Origin of the sequence: Marinomonas gallaica, assembly GCF_049821165.1 — a bacterium.
In the GTDB taxonomy this organism is placed as follows: Bacteria; Pseudomonadota; Gammaproteobacteria; order Pseudomonadales; family Marinomonadaceae; genus Marinomonas; species Marinomonas gallaica.
In genome coordinates this window covers 3,205,827-3,221,419 of sequence record NZ_CP187511.1, presented here as the reverse complement: position 1 = coordinate 3,221,419, position 15,593 = coordinate 3,205,827, and the positions used below count along the sequence as shown (strand labels likewise).

The 15,593-nt window shown below is 44.3% G+C and carries 14 protein-coding genes; 10 read left to right on the top strand and 4 right to left on the bottom strand.

What is annotated here, in order from left to right; all coding sequences use genetic code 11:
• Window positions 1-3: 3 nt before the first annotated feature.
• Window positions 4-978 carry an ABC transporter substrate-binding protein gene (locus ACPUEK_RS15180; protein WP_425641290.1) on the bottom strand — a complete coding sequence of 325 codons (975 nt, stop codon included), beginning with the start codon at window positions 976-978 and terminating at the stop codon, window positions 4-6.
• 128 nt (window positions 979-1,106) lie between these two features.
• On the opposite strand from ACPUEK_RS15180, the gene ACPUEK_RS15175 reads away from it, so the two are divergent.
• The gene (locus tag ACPUEK_RS15175; RefSeq protein WP_425641289.1) at window positions 1,107-1,859 is read left to right on the top strand and encodes a DeoR/GlpR family DNA-binding transcription regulator; all 753 of its coding nucleotides are present in this window, start codon (window positions 1,107-1,109) and stop codon (window positions 1,857-1,859) included.
• Window positions 1,860-1,950: 91 nt separating this feature from the next.
• Window positions 1,951-2,610 carry a YoaK family protein gene (locus ACPUEK_RS15170; RefSeq protein ID WP_425641287.1) on the top strand — a complete coding sequence of 220 codons (660 nt, stop codon included), beginning with the start codon at window positions 1,951-1,953 and terminating at the stop codon, window positions 2,608-2,610.
• 85 nt (window positions 2,611-2,695) lie between these two features.
• Here ACPUEK_RS15170 and ACPUEK_RS15165 read toward each other — a convergent pair whose 3' ends face one another.
• Window positions 2,696-2,947 carry a hypothetical protein gene (locus tag ACPUEK_RS15165; protein ID WP_067220829.1) on the bottom strand — a complete coding sequence of 84 codons (252 nt, stop codon included), beginning with the start codon at window positions 2,945-2,947 and terminating at the stop codon, window positions 2,696-2,698.
• Between the two features lie 269 nt (window positions 2,948-3,216).
• Between ACPUEK_RS15165 and ACPUEK_RS15160 the strand changes: the two genes are divergently transcribed.
• The 3 genes from ACPUEK_RS15160 (at window position 3,217) to ACPUEK_RS15150 (ending at window position 6,011) form a co-directional block, all read left to right on the top strand.
• Entirely contained in the window at window positions 3,217-3,636 is a 420-nt protein-coding gene (locus tag ACPUEK_RS15160) for a tetratricopeptide repeat protein (RefSeq protein ID WP_425641285.1), read from the top strand.
• Window positions 3,637-3,712: 76 nt separating this feature from the next.
• Complete coding sequence (locus ACPUEK_RS15155; protein ID WP_425641283.1) at window positions 3,713-4,297, top strand: 3'-5' exonuclease; 585 nt, start codon at window positions 3,713-3,715, stop codon at window positions 4,295-4,297.
• 301 nt (window positions 4,298-4,598) lie between these two features.
• Entirely contained in the window at window positions 4,599-6,011 is a 1,413-nt protein-coding gene (locus tag ACPUEK_RS15150) for a DUF945 family protein (RefSeq protein WP_425641281.1), read from the top strand.
• 71 nt (window positions 6,012-6,082) lie between these two features.
• On the opposite strand, the gene ACPUEK_RS15145 is transcribed toward ACPUEK_RS15150, so the two are convergent.
• Together ACPUEK_RS15145 and ACPUEK_RS15140 are read right to left on the bottom strand one after the other, a co-directional pair.
• On the bottom strand, window positions 6,083-6,550 hold the full coding sequence (locus tag ACPUEK_RS15145; protein ID WP_067035824.1) for a CreA family protein: 468 nt from the start codon (window positions 6,548-6,550) through the stop codon (window positions 6,083-6,085).
• Window positions 6,551-6,688: 138 nt separating this feature from the next.
• Window positions 6,689-8,476 carry a hypothetical protein gene (locus tag ACPUEK_RS15140; RefSeq protein WP_425641279.1) on the bottom strand — a complete coding sequence of 596 codons (1,788 nt, stop codon included), beginning with the start codon at window positions 8,474-8,476 and terminating at the stop codon, window positions 6,689-6,691.
• Window positions 8,477-8,670: 194 nt separating this feature from the next.
• Between ACPUEK_RS15140 and msrP the strand changes: the two genes are divergently transcribed.
• The 5 genes from msrP (at window position 8,671) to ACPUEK_RS15115 (ending at window position 14,734) form a co-directional block, all read left to right on the top strand.
• Window positions 8,671-9,660 carry a protein-methionine-sulfoxide reductase catalytic subunit MsrP gene (msrP, locus tag ACPUEK_RS15135; protein ID WP_425641277.1) on the top strand — a complete coding sequence of 330 codons (990 nt, stop codon included), beginning with the start codon at window positions 8,671-8,673 and terminating at the stop codon, window positions 9,658-9,660.
• 1 nt (window position 9,661) lies between these two features.
• Window positions 9,662-10,267 (top strand): sulfite oxidase heme-binding subunit YedZ, encoded by a 606-nt coding sequence (locus ACPUEK_RS15130; RefSeq protein ID WP_067220807.1) that lies wholly within the window; start codon window positions 9,662-9,664, stop codon window positions 10,265-10,267.
• Window positions 10,268-10,452: 185 nt separating this feature from the next.
• Complete coding sequence (locus tag ACPUEK_RS15125; protein ID WP_425641275.1) at window positions 10,453-11,721, top strand: ABC transporter substrate-binding protein; 1,269 nt, start codon at window positions 10,453-10,455, stop codon at window positions 11,719-11,721.
• A 9-nt stretch (window positions 11,722-11,730) separates the two neighbouring features.
• Window positions 11,731-13,980 (top strand): ATP-binding protein, encoded by a 2,250-nt coding sequence (locus tag ACPUEK_RS15120; protein WP_425641273.1) that lies wholly within the window; start codon window positions 11,731-11,733, stop codon window positions 13,978-13,980.
• 67 nt (window positions 13,981-14,047) lie between these two features.
• Entirely contained in the window at window positions 14,048-14,734 is a 687-nt protein-coding gene (locus ACPUEK_RS15115; protein ID WP_425641271.1) for a helix-turn-helix transcriptional regulator, read from the top strand.
• The last annotated feature ends 859 nt before the right edge of the window (window positions 14,735-15,593 follow it).

Below are 15,593 nucleotides of genomic sequence, written 5' to 3'. Positions count from 1 at the left end.
TAATTACCCTTCGAACACATCACTGAAGCGTTGTTTGTTCGCCTCATTGTCTTTTAGTGTTTGAGCGGCATTAAACTCCATTAACCTGATCTGTTCACGTGCTGGAAAACCTTTTGGCACAGGCATATCAGAGCGAGCAGGTAAGTAGCCTTGATCGAGTACCAATTGCTGGCCTTGTTTGGATAATACAAAATCGACGAACTTCTTCGCGGCGTCTTTGTTTTTCGCTCCTTTCATAATGGCAACCGGCTCAGTCACCATGCTGACCCCTGTTTTAGGAAAGATAAATTCTAGTGGAGCCCCTTTTTGTGCTTCACGAATTGCAAGGAAATCCACGATCACACCATACGGCTTAGTACCCGAAGACACGGCTTTTAGTACGCTACCGTTGCCACCTTGTGCCATGGCTTTATTGTTGTGAAGTGCTTCATAGTAATCCCAACCAAGAGTTGGTTCAGAGGTCAGTGTCGCAAGGTGAATTAAGGCAGCACCTGAATACAAAGGGCTTGGCATGGCCACTTGATTTTTGTATTCAGGCTTCGTTAGGTCAGACCAGTCTGTCGGCGTCTCGGGCGCACGCTGGTGGCGTACGATGCCAGACGTAATCAACTTAGTGCCGTAGTAGTAGCCATCTTTGTTAAACAACGACCTGTCGTACTGACTGCGATTAGGGCTTAGGTATGGTAGTAAGTAACCATCTTGTGCCATGGATTCCATGGTTACGCTATCGGCGATTAATAACACATCTGGATTTACTACATCACTGCTTAGTTCCGCACGCAGCTTAGTCATTAGCTTTGTTGTGCCATCGCGGACCCATTCAACTTCAATCTCTGGATTAGCTTTTTCAAATGCATCGACGGTCATTTGTGCATCTTTATTTGGCTGGCTAGTGTACAGCATCAGTGTCTCGGCAGAGGCCAGAGCAGGGAGTGTTGCGAATAGACCAGTAACAAGAATCTTATTGAGCTGTTTCATGGGTGAAATACCTTCTTAGTTAAGATGTACTGCAACACTAACGCCACACTTTGACATTAAGATGACGATGTACTTTCGTTTTGAGCGAAATGGCTTTCGTTTTATTTATCGCTGAGGAGTTAGGCTGTATGAATCACCGCCAGCTAGACATTGTTCAATGGATTAATCAGCACGGGCGTCAGTCAATTCAAGCCATTGCTTCGGCTTTCGATGTGTCTGTGCAAACCATAAGAAGTGATGTTCGCTTATTACATGAAAAGGGGTTAGTGCTTAGGAGTCATGGGGAAGTGGTGCCATTTCCGAACCGAGAAAACATCAGCTTCACCCAGCGACAGATTCACAACGCAGCAGGTAAAGAGAGCATCGCCCTGCAATGCTTAGAGCGCATCACTGATCATCAATCGGTATTTTTGGGGTCAGGATCAACCGTGGCCGAGCTGGCAAAAGTGTTACATCAAAAACAGGGGTTGCACGTAATGACGCCTAACTTGCACGCAGCACGTATCATCAGTCAACATATGGATGGCGAGCTGACCGTGGCTGGTGGCAGAGTTCGCAAGCGTGATCAGGATGTTGTTGGTGCAGATGCAGTGAAATTCTTTCAGCGGTATCGAGCCGATGTCGGGGTGTTTTCTGTTTCCGCGATTGATAGACAGGGCGTTCTATACGACTTTACGGACGATGATATTAACGCGCTAGAAGCCATAGTCGATAATTGTCATTACCGTATTTTAGTGGTCGACAGTACCAAATTCGAACGCTCATCGCGCTGTGTCTGGACACGCCTCAGTGACATTGACTGCATCATTACAGATCGGCCTTTGGCACCGTATTTACAAAGCAAAATCGCGTCACTGGGGGTAGAGATTGTGGCCGGCTAATTTAGGATTTACACTGTACCTGTTTACTTAGTTATTTTGACATGAAGAGATATTAAACTTAGCCAGTGTAAGTCCATAGGGAGTGCTCTAAGTGATTTCACAACTACCAAAGTGGGTGGAAGTTGGGGCCTTTATTTTGGCGCTCGTTGCCGGCTTTATTAACGCGATTGGCTTACTCAGCTTCGAGCACCAATCCGTGTCTCATTTGTCTGGTACGGCCACATTGTTAGGGACAAGCTTGTTGAGCTTTTCGTTGCATAAAACGCTTCATTTAGTGGGTGTGCTTTTCGCGTTTCTATTGGGCTCCATTCTGTCTGGGTTCTTACTGCATGGGGCAAGTCTAAAGCTAGGTAGGCACTATGATACGGCCTTATTTCTAGAAGCCGTCCTTTTATCTATTTCTTTGGTGTTGTTATATTCTGGGTCATTCTATGGGCATTTTTTTGCGTCGGCTGCGTGTGGTTTACAGAATGCTTTAGCAACCACATATAGCGGGGCGATCGTAAGAACCACACACGTAACGGGCATATTTACGGATTTAGGCATCATGGTAGGCAAGCTACTTAGAGGGCAGCCCCTCGACCAACGCAAAGCGAAATTGTTTGCCTTTATTATTATTGGTTTTGTATTAGGCGGTACACTGGGCGCATTATTGTTTGTAAAATATCAGTTCATGGCATTACTGTTTCCGATCATCAGCTGTGTTTTACTTGCCATCATCTATCGCGAATATGCCAAACGCTGCGGCTAATTTACGCAAAATGACCGTAAAAAAGCCATTTCATAACATTCTTATACAATGTCCCAGTCACGCTTCTTTAGTCGCTAATAAGTGCTTACTTAAACCACACCTTGCCGCCGATAAACTTGTATGCCGGTGTGCCGCGTACTAATGTATCGCGAGCAAATTCTTTTTCGCACTTTGGGCAATGGCAAGGCGTCGTTGTGAAGTCGTCGACAATGCGTTCTTTAAAACACTTTACTAAAGCCCCTTTGCCACCTTTTCGGTATTTAAAAAGAACGGTGTCACAGCTTTTGCAAAAGATATCGACGGTTTTCGTTGGGCCCTTTTTATTCGGTTTCGCCATAAGTAACTGCTCTTCGAGTCTAAAATTTTGGGCATCGTGACGAGTTTAGTGGTCGGTGTCAAAAAATTGAGCTATCAACTATTAACCGTGCTTTATTGGGTAGCTTACTGATCACGTGCCGCAACAGATGAGCGGCTTATCATATTACGCTTTTTGTGCTTTTACTTATTACTCCTTGATTAATCTCTCTCAACGCCCGTATAGTGCGCAGCTTTACGCTGGAAAGCCGACCCCCACGCCCTAACAAGGCGATAGTCTTTGAGTAACCGATGAACACAAAAATATACAAAGAAGTTTTGTATCTAGCCAATGAATTAATGGCCAGTGCGAACAACCAAAATCAAGCAGAGTTCGATGCGTTTTATCAAGAATTGAAACAACTGTGCGATGACAATGAGAGCACGGACAAGGACCATCCTGTCCAGTGGGAAGCGTTGGGCGACTTTACCGATGATTTGGTGCAGGCGATCGTCATCTACGATAAGGCCCTGGCAAAAGCCGCAGCGATTAACTCCAAGGACTACCTGTCTTCAATTGGTATGTCTGCCGCACGCTTAAAAGTCGAATTGGGTGATCATGCCGCGGCCATTGAATACTTAGAGCAGGCTAAAGTTCACAGTAATAAGATCATAGATAAAGAACTAAAAGCTGAGATTAATAACCTATTAACCGAACTTAAAGCGTCATAAAACCCAGAAGACTGGGTTTAACTCACGTCGATCGTGGCTCAGAATAAACCTCTGATTTTAAGAAAAGAGACATCGTATGGAACGTCCCTCCAAGGAACAAATTCGTCAATTACCTTTATATGTTGGCTTAGCTTTGCCTAATATTTGGATCGTTGAAAATGAGCAAGAGGCCGACCATGCGTTGCAGGTTCTGCAGCATCAAACCTGCCTAGGATACGGTACGGAAAGCAAACCTATTTTTGTTAAAGGTGAGGTGAGCCCTGGCCCGTCGCTTATTCAGTTAGCGACAGAAACAGAGGCGTTCCTTTTCCCCACAAGATTTGTTGCAGCGGTAAACGCTGCGAGAGCATTATTATCGAATCCCGAGATTCAAAAAGTAGGGTTTGGCCTCAAAGACGATAACAAAGAGCTGCGTAATAAACTCGATATCGATATCGTCAATACAAAAGATTTATCGATGACATTGAAACGTCTTGCAGGAGACAAAGACAGTATCGGTGCTCGTGCGGCTGTTGCCATGGTATTAGGGGCACGTTTAGGAAAAGGTGCTCAACGCTCAAATTGGGGAGCTTATCCTTTACGCGAGCATCAAATTCTCTATGCCGCGAATGACGCCCACTGCGCTATTGCTATCGTGAATGCGTTGAAAAGCCGCCTTTAAAGGTTTCTTCTTTTGTCATCCAAATTTTCAACGCTATAAGCATCATCAACACAACGTCGAATGATAAAAGCATTTGTGAACGGCAGATGACACTGTTTTCGCAAGCATAACGCGATAAGCGTAATGGATACGTAAAGATCGGCCGGTTGTTTTGGGGTGTTATGCGAGAATGTAGTAGATTTGCAGGCTTTATCAGAGGGGCCTAAAAGGATGTTTGCTTTATGCCCCTTTTGATAGTGTTCAAACCACGGTTTTGCCATGGTAAATGTGACCCACTTAATATTTGTAGAAAGGGAATTTCGTGAAAAGAAAACCTATTTTTGTTTTATCGGCCGTTGTCGTTGCGGCAGCAGTGATTATCCCCCCTGTTTTTATTAAGCCAACGGTACAGCAGCACTTTAGCGCTTGGCAGGAACAAGTTAATCAAACCCCAGGTTATGCGCTAAGCATTGAGCCTGAAGAAGATGGTTGGTTTCGATCTCACTATACTGCGAAATTGTCATACGACATCAGTTTGATTGACCCTGAATTAGCCGAGTTGACTGATAGCGAAGATGGTCTCGTAACAGTGCCACTGCAGATAACGACCGCTTACGGGCCATTGTTTTTTGCTGGGCCTTTCGGTTTTGGTGCCGCACAAGCGACGGTTCAAGTAGATGGCGAAAATCTGCCTGATTTTATCCAATGGAATAAAGACTCGCCATTTTATCAGTTAGAGATTGTCCGTGGCTTTGGCGGCGGCTTCACCCACAAAGATCAGCTAGCAGCATTTGAAGCCTCGCGTTCAGTGGACAATGAAACGCTGATATTTGATGGGTATAAAGGACACGGCACTTATTCGTCTGGTGTATTAGAGCATGATGCGAGCATTGATCGTATTGAGCTTAAAGGTGACAGTCCTGTGTTAATCGAAAATTACACTGTGAATAGTATCTTTCATGCACCTCTAGAAGATTTGTTTAATGGCTCTTCATACAGTTACAGCATGGACGCTGAAATTGAACGTATCAAGTTAGCAGACCTTGTTTCAATCGAGGACATTCAGGCTTCGGCACATAACACATTGGATGATTCAAAAGAGCTGAATGATACGACGATGACAATGACAACGGATGTGATGGCGCTAACGGATTTTGGTAAAGTCGAAGACATTAAGTTAACGATGGCGCTCAATCATATTAGTACTGAATTTTTACGTCGTTATAATGACGCCGTTATGAATGGGCTAATGACAAATGACTCGACCATGCAGCAGTCGCAATTAGTCGAGTTTTTGAAGAATAACCTTGCGTTGTTTTTAGAACCAAAGCCTGAATTTAATGTGACTGAGTTTACCGCTCACTATGGTGGTAACGCATTTGCATTTGGTGCTCACAGCCATATCGAAGCGGGTGAAAACCCTGATGTTAAAGCGCTTGTGTTAGGGCCTGAGGCTTGGTTACCTTTAATTAAAGCGGATGCGTCGCTCACTATAGATCAGCCACTTTTAGAGGCCATGGTATCGCCGTTTATTGCGACGCAACTTGAGCCAATGTTAAGTCAGGGTCACATTACGCAGGAAGAATTTGACAGCATGCTTTCTGACGCTCAGCAACAAATGATCGGTGGCCTTATAGCACAAGGCTTGTTAGAAGAACGTGAAGATGCCTATGTCTCAAATTTTCTTATGGATAAAGGCGAAATGACACTGAATGGTCAGTCGATGAACTTGTAATCTTCAAGAAGATGAATGTACTTAAAAAAGCCCTTTAGACATTGTTTAAAGGGCTTTTTTGTAGCGTCATGCTAGCGAGATGTTTGCGGCTCGACGTACGCTTGAGTCCCCCACAATGGTACCGTTGACAAGCTGTGCTTAAAGCTGCCGTTAGTTTCCTTTGTCGTATACGACACGTACATCAGCGTTTGATTCTCGGCATCGTAAATACGTCGTACTTTCATTGTTTTAAAGAAAATACTTTTCGATTTTCGGAAGACAACTTCACCCGATGAGCTTTTGTCGATGGTCGCGATCATCGCCGGTGTGATTTCACCGGTTTGACGGCAGGCAATGGAACTGTCGCTAGGATCTGAAAAACTCAAATTGGCTTCGATCGAGGCAATATGGCAGGTGACACCGAGGACTTTGTCATCGGTCAGTTTCGAGATTTTAATATCTTTTAAGGTAAACATGCCCAGAGACACATCGCCCACTTCATCGTCAGAGCAACCAACAAGCGCTAAAGAGAAGCAGGTTGCTAACAGTAATTTTCGCATGGTTATTTATCCTTTATAACTTGTCTAAGTCCTTCCCCAGTGTATTACGTAACACATACTTTGCCACTCAAAAAGTTGGACGTTATAGTGCGGTAATTAATTTGTGAAGGGTAACAGGCTAGCGCTTATCATAACGTGTTAAACACTTCTGTTTGCTGACTCTTCGAAGTCACGCTGTGTTTCAAATGCCATTTGCTGCACAACGTTAGATAAAAACGCGAGCTGTGTGTTTTCAGTGATTTTATTGCGGAATGAGTCCGTCACTATTTCATCGCTGACACGCTGTAAAGTTTCATCACGAATACCCGAGTGCATGTCCGCTAAGGTCTCGGCGAAGGCGTTAAGAGACATTTTATCGTTGGCGGTGCTGTCACTTCGAGCGCTTTCAAACGCTACAAGCGTGCTGACCATATTGCCAACATCTTGCTTGTATTCGTCGAAGGTTTTAGCGCTGTATATATTTTCCGATTCATGGCCTTTTACCGAGTGGCCGTTAACCATGTTGGCTTGGTCTTTGGTGGCGCCTAAGAGTATTCTTGAATGATTCACCGCACTGTCGAGGTTTTTAAACACAGCCGCGCCTTCTAATGCCACAACCGTCTGGCCTTCTTCGATGTCAGGACGTTCGATCAAAGTGACATCATGGTAGCGTGAACCATTAACCAATGAGAGAACATCTTGGTTATTACGCAGCTCACTCACCACAGCAACCGCTTCATCAAGGTTCTTTTTATTACTATTCTCTGACACCTTGGCTTGTAGCATCTCATCGAGCCCTATAGTGGTAATCTCAATGTAAGCGCGTTTTTCTGGGTTCGATAAGCCGCTTAGCTCAGATCCCATCGTTTCAAGTTGTTCTTCAGAAAAGTCGTATTGCTCCAACATATTGATCATGCTGGTCACCGAGTCCAAGGCAAAATCGCGTCCCTGGCTTTCTTCATTATCTTTTAACAAGGCTTCATTACCATGCCACGCAATACCAAAGTCTTTTTTGACCTGAGACGTCAGCTCAAAAACCTTGACCGAGTCGACCATATCACCTAATGCGCCAAGTAGGGAGTCGGGCAGTTGGTTGCCCTCTGGCCCCGCTAGTTGTGCCAAACGGTCGCCTAGGGCTGTGTCTAAACCGTAAGCGCTGAGTAAGCCCCGTTGTGATTCATCATTCATCTGGTCCAGTTGCTCGGTTAGAGCGCTAGGATCGTCTGTGGCGACGACAGCAGAGACATAGTTGTGTAGGTTATTGGCGGAAGTGTCATTACGATAAGGGTCAAACCTGATCTGAGTGATCTTTTGGCCGAAGACATTCTGTGTAAAACTGGCGGCTGCGTCGACATCGACTTGCCCTGCGTATTTGGCTGATTGTTCTAATATAGCGCTGCGCTCAGCAGTGTTACTGCTTTTTAGAACATCCATAAATTCAGCGACTTTGTTTTGATAAGAGCGGTCGGCTTCGTTATGAGTTGTGTAATTTGCCGACGCTGGCAGAACCATTGCTTTGATCGTAACGGCTAAATCCTGCAACGCCTCATCATTCATGGATTCCGCCATATCCAGAAATTCAGGGTCGGTCAACACACCCGCATGAAGGAAATCGCGCATGCTGTCGTGATAGAAGAATTGCCCCGCATTAGCCTCGTGTATTGGGCCATCAAGGCGCTCAGCGAGAGCCTTTGCTTTTCCTTTAAGCTCGGGATTATCTTGGTACAGATTAAATGGATCGCCTTTTGGACGAATCAGTGAAAAGGAAGATTCTTCTAAGGTATCACTCTCACTCTGTTGAACCAGCGACGAGTTTAGATCCACTAAAGCGTCTTGCAACCCCGAAGAGGAGGTATTGCTGAGTTGAGATTGGCTAGATCGTTGGGATGAGTAAGGCGTTATTGCCACGTTAATATTGCTCATACCGGTTACTGATATATGTGCCATCTTCAAAGTCCCTTTAATGAATCTGTGCTTTGTTAGCGGCCGAGTTGAATGAAACTTGAGCAACGTTTTTGCCATTTTGCTCGTCTAAGATGGTTCATAAGCTTGTGAATGTGGCGTAAATGTGATGTTTAAGATATTTGTAGAACAAGCACGTACTTTGGTAGTCAATCCAGTTAACAAGAGAGGAAAGTGCTATGTTGATTAAAAATAAGAAACGGTCCGATTGTTCTGAAAATGAGGTCACTGATCAGTCGGTTTATCTAAACCGACGCCAGTTTATGAAAGTCACAGGAGGCGCTGCGTTAGGATTAAGCTTTGGCAATGCCTTTGCAGCACTGCAATCTGGCAATCCTTTAGCACCGCCACAAGCGCTGCAAAACGTTTTTCAAAACATCGCTGAAACGACCTATGGCAAAGGTGAAACGCCTGCACCTTATGATGTGGCGACGTCCTACAATAACTTCTATGAATTTGGATATGGCAAGGATGATCCTGCAAAAAAATCAGGCTCGCTAGAGACGCGTCCATGGAGCATTACCGTTGAAGGTGAAGCTGAGGTTACTGGTGTGTTTGATTTAGATGACATTATCAAAGAATCTGCTTTAGAAGAACGGATTTACCGCCTTCGCTGTGTTGAAGCGTGGTCAATGGTGATCCCATGGGTGGGCATACCGCTGGCGGATGTTCTCAAAAAATTCAAACCTACTTCTAAAGCGAAATATGTTTACTTTGAAACGCTTCATGATCCTAAGCAAATGCCTGGACAGCGAGGTGGCTCAATTGACTGGCCCTACCGAGAAGGCTTGCGCATGGACGAGGCTATGAATCCACTAGCATTACTCAGTGTCGGCATGTATGGCAGTATTTTACCCAATCAAAATGGTGCACCAGTAAGACTCGTACTGCCGTGGAAATACGGTTTTAAAAGTATCAAATCCATCGTCAAAATACGTTTTGTTGAGAAGATGCCGACTTCCACCTGGATGATGCTAGCGCCGAATGAATACGGCTTCTATGCCAACGTAAACCCAGAAGTTGATCACCCTCGTTGGTCGCAAAAAGAAGAGCGAAGATTACCGAGTGGTGTGCTTTTTCCGAATGTCATTGAAACCGAAATGTTCAATGGCTACCAAGAGGAAGTCGCGGATTTATATGCCGGTATGGACCTGAAGAAGAACTTTTAACGTGAAAAAATTTTGGGATCGTAAAGAGAAACCGTACGTACTGATTGTCTTTTTATTACCGTTTTTTTGGATGTTAGGCTCTTTATTATTAGGTCACTATTTTCCGGATCCGGGCAAACTATTAATGCGATTAAGCGGTATTTGGGCCTGTGTATTGATGGCAGCGGCATTGTCAGTTACCCCGCTGATGAAATTTAAGCGTTTAAAAGCACTGACTCGATATCGGCGCTTTATTGGGCTTTCTGCATTCTTCTACGCCATCCTGCACTTTGTGATCTATTTGGTGCTGTTCGCCGGATTGAGCTGGCGTTGGATACGCTCAGATTTGCTTGAAAAACCTTATATTTACGCGGGTGTGCTCGCACTTGTGGTTCTCTTTGTATTAGCCATCACTAGCACTAAGAAAATGATGAAACGACTCGGACGCAACTGGAAGCGTCTGCATCGCTTTGTTTACCTCGCAGCGCTCGCCATCCTTTTGCACTTGTGGTGGCAAGTGAAAAGCGATACTTCGCTCGCGGTGATTTTTTCAGTGATTTTTGCTTTGCTTTTAGGTTACAGAGTGATCGTAAATCGAAAGTATTTAACCTTCAAACGGATGCACTAAGACAAAGTACGATACCTTGAAACGCTCGATTACAGAATATTACATCCTGCTCAGTTTATTCTAATACAATAAAAGATCACCGTTGCTATCAGTAAACAGTAGTATTGAAACAGAGCCCTTAATGCATTGTCTGTTTTACGATCTACACTGTAGTAATTCTTTAGAGCTGTGATAGGACAAGCACTATGAGTGATTTAATCGATCGTCGAAGCTTTTTACGGACACTTGGGGCAGGTGCTGCATTATCGACTGTTGCACTCAAGGCCCCTTACGCCTACCCCAACAAGATGGTTACGTTAAGAGTGATGGGGACGCATGTCACGTTGCAAGAAGAGCTTCGTCAGAGGGCTATGAAAGAATTAGGCATTAACCTCGAATTTACCCCCATGGGAGATGCGGCGTTACTGCAAAAAGCGTCCTCCGATCCTAGTGCTTTTGATCTGTATGAGCACTGGTCTGACTCGATAAATATTTTATGGCAAGCTGGCTCCATTCAGCCCCTTGAAACGGATCGACTGCTGTACTGGCACGAGGTTAACAACCTGACTAAAACAGGAAAGTTAACGGAAAACTCTCATGTCGGTGCAGGCGATGCGCCCAACAAGATTATTTATGTTCAGCCAGATGGATCCCTCGGCTCGAATCCGACAAATCAGCTGAGTTTTATGCCATATGTTCATAATGTGGATTCGTTTGGTTACAACACCCAATATATCCCTGAAGGTATCGCGTATGAGACAGAGTCTTGGTCGTGGCTGCTAGACGAGCGAAACAAAGGAAAAGTAGCACTCATTAACGCACCCACGATTGGTATCTTTGATGCAGCATTGGCCGCCCAAGCACAAGGGCTGATGACATTTGGTGATATCGGCAATATGACCATCAATGAAATAGATCAATTGTTCAAAATTTTATTGCAGAAAAAGAGACAAGGGCACTTCTCAGGTTTTTGGACGTCCGTCCCGCAATCGGTTGAGTTTATGACATCTGGACGCGCCAATATTCAAAGCATGTTTTCGCCAGCGGTAAGTGCCTGTCGAGGTCAAGGTGTCCCTGTTGTTTATGCCGCGCCAAGAGAAGGGTATCGGGCATGGCATGGTGTGATGTGTTTGTCTTCGAACGCCAGTGAAGAAGTGAAAGATGCGGCTTATAGGTATATGAATTGGTGGCTATCTGGTTATCCTGGCGCCTTTATTGCGCGCCAAGGGTATTACATCTCCAATCCAGAGCGCAGTCGAGATTTAATGTCTCAGGCAGAGTGGGATTACTGGTATGATGGAAAAGAAGCGGTCACCGATTTAAGAGGAACGGATGGTAATATTTCGGTGAAAGCTGGCGAAGTGAGGCATGGGGGCAGTTATGTGTCGCGCTTATCAAACATTGCAGTTTGGAATACGGTCATGCAGAACTATGACTACAGTTTAGATAAGTGGTACGAGTTGCTAAACGCTTAAGGAAAAAATGTGCTGTTATCTATCTCTCGCTCAATTGCTGCAAAAGTTGCTTTAGCCTTTAGCTTCGTTATTGTCACGCTTGTCGTAAGCTACATCGTTATGGCTCAGCGTCTCGATACCATCGGCGTGGCCATGAATAACGTGACAGAGATAAGCAGTAATACCATTTCGATCATAAGAATAAACAAAGACATTATCGAGATGCAGCGAGATGTTTCTGTCTACAGCTTATCGGGCAGCGATGCTGTATTTGAAAAAATAGATGAAAACTTTCAAGACATAAAAATTAGGTTAGATTCATTATCCGCTTTCGATACATCAGAAGTAGAAAGTCAATACATTAGCTCGCTTGCTTTGTTAGTTGATGAGCTAGGGCATAACTTAGAGGGCCTTACCTCACTCTATAAATCAAGATCAACTCTAATAGATGTTGTGCTAGAGGATATCTATCATACAGCTATTGCTGAGCTCTATAACTTAAATCAAATGTCTAATAGCGTAGAAAATGAGCTTGTATTAGTAGAGGAAATGAATAAATGGCATACCTTACATCGTAACGCTTGGTTGTTTTTATCTAAAAAAGACTATCATAAAAGAAAACAAGTCACTTCCACTTTAAATGAAATAGCTTCAAGTCGTTTGTTTGGCAAAAGCGAAGAGTCTTTGAGGGTAAATGAACTTGCAAAAGAGTATCGAAAATATTTTTTAAAAAGCATACAGGTTAATCGAAACTATTTTAATCTTGTTAATGTGGTAATGTCCGGTAATGCCATCGAGTTTAGTACATTAGCCAATACGTTAAGAGAACATTCTCAATTAAGACTACAGAAAATAAAGGAACGTGCTAACGAAAGCATCATCACAACAGAAAATATTCTGAACATTTTAAGCATTGCAATTATTTTGTATTTAATATTTCTGGCATTCTTCCTTCATGTCCATATTACTAAAGCCATTACGCTTTTAACAGATAGCTTTAGTCGATTTCTTAGTGGTGATCTATCAGCATCAGTACACCATATCAACCGTAAAGACGAGATTGGTGTACTGGCTCAGGCAGCCAGTCGTTTTCGAGATATGAGTATAGACTTAGACAAAGAGAAACAAGCCGCTATACAGATGTCTAAAGTGAAGTCGGAATTTCTAGCCAATATGAGTCACGAGATTCGCACACCCATGAATGGCATATTGGGGATGGCATCGCAGTTATCTCACACAGACCTAGTCGCGCCACAAAGAGAAATGCTCAATATTATTACGTCATCCGGTGAAAGCTTATTGGTGATTATCAATGATATTTTAGACGTGAGTAAGATTGAAGCAGGTAAAATTGAGCTTGAACAACGCCCCATAGACTTGAATGCATTATTAAAAGACATTGAACTATTATTCAATGGCCAAGCTACTGCTAAAGGCATTCAATTATCAGTCCGCACGTGCCCTACAAACCAGAACATAGCCTTTGTCGGCGATGAAACAAGAATCAAGCAGATACTGATGAATTTGCTGGGGAATGCGATCAAATTCACAGACCACGGTGAAGTCGCCTTAACAACCCACGCTGAAGTAGATTCGAACGATAAAATGACCTTGTTGTTCAGCGTGACCGATACCGGTATTGGTATTGATCCCGACAACATTGAAAAGCTGTTTGGTGCCTTCGCACAAGCGGACACATCCATAACGCGAAAATTTGGTGGTACGGGTCTGGGGCTAACCATCACCAGTCAGTTGCTGTCTCTAATGGGATCTGAACTTGAAGTCGAGAGTGACGTCAAAAAAGGGTCGAGGTTCTTTTTTGAAATTGAAACCGAACAATGCTCCCAAGCCGTATCAGATGCGCAAGCTGAAAAGAGTGATACGTCATCAGAGAATGCCGACTATTCGAATTTAAAGGTGCTGGTGGCCGAAGACAACAAAACTAACCAGATTGTTGTTAAAGGGTTCCTAAGTAAGCTAAAAGTTGGCTCGATTACACTCGCCGAAGATGGTGAACAAGCAATCAATATCTGTAAAACAGAGGTGTTTGATTTGATCTTTATGGACATGCAAATGCCAATAGTTGATGGCCTACAAGCGACCCTAGAAATTAAAAAAATGGATGACTATCGCCATGTCCCCATCATCGCATTAACGGCTAACGTTTTTGAAGACGATAAGAAACAATGTGAAGAGGCTGGCATGTGCGACTTTTTGGGCAAACCGATTAATCTCAAGCAGTTAGAGTGCATTCTTGAAAAATGGTCTAGAGAATCCTAAAGGTATTGATTTGGGGTTTTAGTATTTAGTATGTTGCTTTGTAAGCCTTTCTTTCATTTGAGTGTCCATGCGCAAATCCGATCGTTTATTCCAGCTAACGAATATCCTCAGAAAGCATCAGCCAGTAACGGCTAAAACCTTGGCGGAAAAGCTCGGTGTTAGCGAACGTACGATTTATCGTTATATGGACGACTTATCTGTATCCGGTGTGCCTGTCTATGGTGAAGCTGGGGTAGGTTACTCTTTGTCCGAAGGTTATGAGCTGCCGCCTTTAACATTGACGGCGCAGGAACTCGAAGCGCTGGTATCCGGGGTAAACTTTGTGGCAGCGTTAACCACGGACAGTTTTTCGCAAAGTGCACAGTCTTTGTTAGCGAAGATCGAAGCGGCTCTGCCAGAACATATGTCGCAAACCGATGACAAACGTATAGTGCGGACGCCCGTGTTGGCCACGAAAGACGTGGATCGGTCAGTCTGGGGGCACTTGCATGACACCATTCAAAACCAAGCTCAGATAACACTCCAGTATCAAAGTGCCGATGAAAGAGTGACGCAGTGTGCTATTTACCCCTTGGGGTTGTTTTATTGGGGTGGCAAATGGACGTTGGGTGCTTGGTGTTTCAAACGTCATGCTTACCGTGATTTTCGTATTGATCGTATTAAAGGGTTATTTCAAGCCGAACAACAATCCGTCCCCAATAACGTATCGTTATCTCATTATATTAATCTTCGTCAAGGCGAATCCAACGCATAAAGTCTCTCATTAAGGCTGAATCATCTTTTGTACGAGCGAAATTTTTTCGCGATCTGTAGGACCTCGGTTCCCGAGGGAATTTGTGCTAATGCCTCATTTGTTGAGGCGGCGAGAATTTATGCATTCCATTCGCTTGCGCAATGTCGCTTCGCGACCGTCAGCGCGAATCCAACGCATAAAGTCTCAGATCAAAGCTGAATCATCTTTTGTACGAGCGAAATTTTTTCGCGATCTGTAGGACCTCGATTCCCGAGGGAATTTGCGCTAACGCCTCATTCCTTGAGAAGTCGAGAATTCATGCATTCCATTCGCTTGCGCAATGTCGCTCCGCGACCGTCAGTGCGATTCCAACGCATAAAGTCTCTCATTAAGACTGAGCCATCTTTTGTACGAGCGAAATGTTTTCGCGATCTGTAGGACCTCGGTTCCCGAGGGAATTTGCGCTAACGCCTCACTTCTTGAGAAGGCAAGAATTCATGCATTCCATTCGCTTGCGCAATGTCGCTTCGCGACCGTCAGCGCGAATCCAACGCATAAAGTCTCTCATTAAGGCTGAACCATCTTTTGTACGAGCGAAATTTTTTCGCGATCTGTAGGACCTCGGTTCCCGAGGGAATTTGCGCTAACGCCTCACTTCTTGAGAAGGCGAGAATTCATGCATTCCATTCGCTTGCGCAATGTCGCTCCGCGACCGTCAGGGCAAATCAAACGCATAAAGTTTCTCATTAATGCTGAATCATCTTTTGTACGAGCGAAATTTTTTCGCGATCTGTAGGACCTCGGTTCCCGAGGGAATTTGCGCTAACGCTTCTTGAGAAGGCGAAAATTCATGCATACCATTCGCTTGTGCAATGTCGCT

Coding starts and splice junctions, on each gene's coding strand:
- ACPUEK_RS15145 (WP_067035824.1), bottom strand. CDS start 6,550: ATGCGAAAATTACTGTTAGCAACCTGCTTCTCTTTAGCGCTTGTTGGT.
- ACPUEK_RS15160 (WP_425641285.1), top strand. CDS start 3,217: ATGAACACAAAAATATACAAAGAAGTTTTGTATCTAGCCAATGAATTA.
- msrP (WP_425641277.1), top strand. CDS start 8,671: ATGTTGATTAAAAATAAGAAACGGTCCGATTGTTCTGAAAATGAGGTC.
- ACPUEK_RS15175 (WP_425641289.1), top strand. CDS start 1,107: ATGAATCACCGCCAGCTAGACATTGTTCAATGGATTAATCAGCACGGG.
- ACPUEK_RS15125 (WP_425641275.1), top strand. CDS start 10,453: ATGAGTGATTTAATCGATCGTCGAAGCTTTTTACGGACACTTGGGGCA.
- ACPUEK_RS15165 (WP_067220829.1), bottom strand. CDS start 2,947: ATGGCGAAACCGAATAAAAAGGGCCCAACGAAAACCGTCGATATCTTT.
- ACPUEK_RS15140 (WP_425641279.1), bottom strand. CDS start 8,476: ATGGCACATATATCAGTAACCGGTATGAGCAATATTAACGTGGCAATA.
- ACPUEK_RS15155 (WP_425641283.1), top strand. CDS start 3,713: ATGGAACGTCCCTCCAAGGAACAAATTCGTCAATTACCTTTATATGTT.
- ACPUEK_RS15180 (WP_425641290.1), bottom strand. CDS start 978: ATGAAACAGCTCAATAAGATTCTTGTTACTGGTCTATTCGCAACACTC.
- ACPUEK_RS15115 (WP_425641271.1), top strand. CDS start 14,048: ATGCGCAAATCCGATCGTTTATTCCAGCTAACGAATATCCTCAGAAAG.